This is a genomic window from Nonomuraea sp. NPDC049784 (genome assembly GCF_040659615.1).
GTDB lineage: Bacteria > Actinomycetota > Actinomycetes > Streptosporangiales > Streptosporangiaceae > Nonomuraea.
Genome location: NZ_JBFAMX010001332.1, coordinates 1 through 1006, shown reverse-complemented (window position 1 = coordinate 1006; position 1006 = coordinate 1). Strand labels below are relative to the sequence as shown.

At 73.7% G+C, this 1006-nt stretch carries 2 protein-coding genes; one reads left to right on the top strand and one right to left on the bottom strand.

Features of this window, described 5'->3' with window-relative positions; translation table 11 throughout:
• Nucleotides 1-310, bottom strand: a 310-nt coding sequence (locus AB0J09_RS65825; protein ID WP_360714783.1) for an enoyl-CoA hydratase-related protein, incomplete at its 3' end; no start/stop codon positions are given.
• A gap of 50 nt (nucleotides 311-360) precedes the next feature.
• Here AB0J09_RS65825 and AB0J09_RS65820 point away from each other — a divergent pair.
• The coding region (locus AB0J09_RS65820) for an SDR family oxidoreductase (RefSeq protein ID WP_360714781.1) at nucleotides 361-1006 on the top strand (646 nt) is incomplete at its 3' end.

Here is a 1006-nt window from a genome sequence, read left to right as displayed (position 1 = left end):
AACGTCTACTTGGCCCGCGTTGACCGGGGGAGACGTAGCGTTCGGGTGATGCCCGATCGGCTGCCATGGGAGTCCTCTGGGTCCGGACCAGCGCCTCGTGGCCCTCGGCGTCCCGCAGCTCCTTGATGTCGACCCCGGCGTTGAACCCGCGCCCCTCGGCCCGCAGCACCACCACCCTGGTCTCCGGCTCGTCCCCGGCCCGCCGGACGGACTCCGCCAGCTCCTGCCAGCCCCGCACGGTCAACGCGTTCACCGGCGGCACGTCCACCACGACCTCGGCGAGCGGCCCGCTCCGCAGCGTGATCCCCATCCACGCTCCCGTCTGGTTGCACCTAACGCTTGCTTGGTACGGTAGCACTCGTGACCGTGACTTACGACTACACGGGCAAGGCCGTCCTGGTGACCGGCGGCACCAAGGGCATCGGCGCCGGGATCGCCCGCGCCTTCCGGGAAGCGGGCGCCGACGTGACGGTCTGCGCCAGGCACGACCCCGCCGCCCCGATCCCAGGGATGCGGTTCGTGCGGGCGGACGTGCGTGTGCCTGAGGACGTCGAGCGGGTCATCTCCGGGTTCGACCGGCTGGACGTGGTGGTCAACAACGCGGGCGGCTCGCCGTACGCGCCACTGGACGGCACCTCGCCGCGCCTGCACGCCCACGTCATCGAGCTCAACCTCACGGCCCCGCTGCTGGTCTCGCAGCGCGCGTACCCGCTGCTCGCCGCCGCCGGCGGGGCGATCGTGATGATCGGCAGCGCCGGCGGCGCGCGCCCCTCACCCGGCACCTCCGCGTACGGCGCCGCCAAGGCCGGGCTGCACCACCTGGCCCGCTGCCTGGCCGCCGAGTGGGCCCCTGAGGTGCGCGTCAACACGGTCGTCGTCGGCCTCGCCGCAACCGACAACGCCTCCTCCCACTACGGCGGCCGCGAGAACGGGATGGGGGCGGCCATCCCGGCGGGCCGGATGGCGACGCCCGCCGACGTGGCCGGCGCGTGCTTGTGGCTGGCCG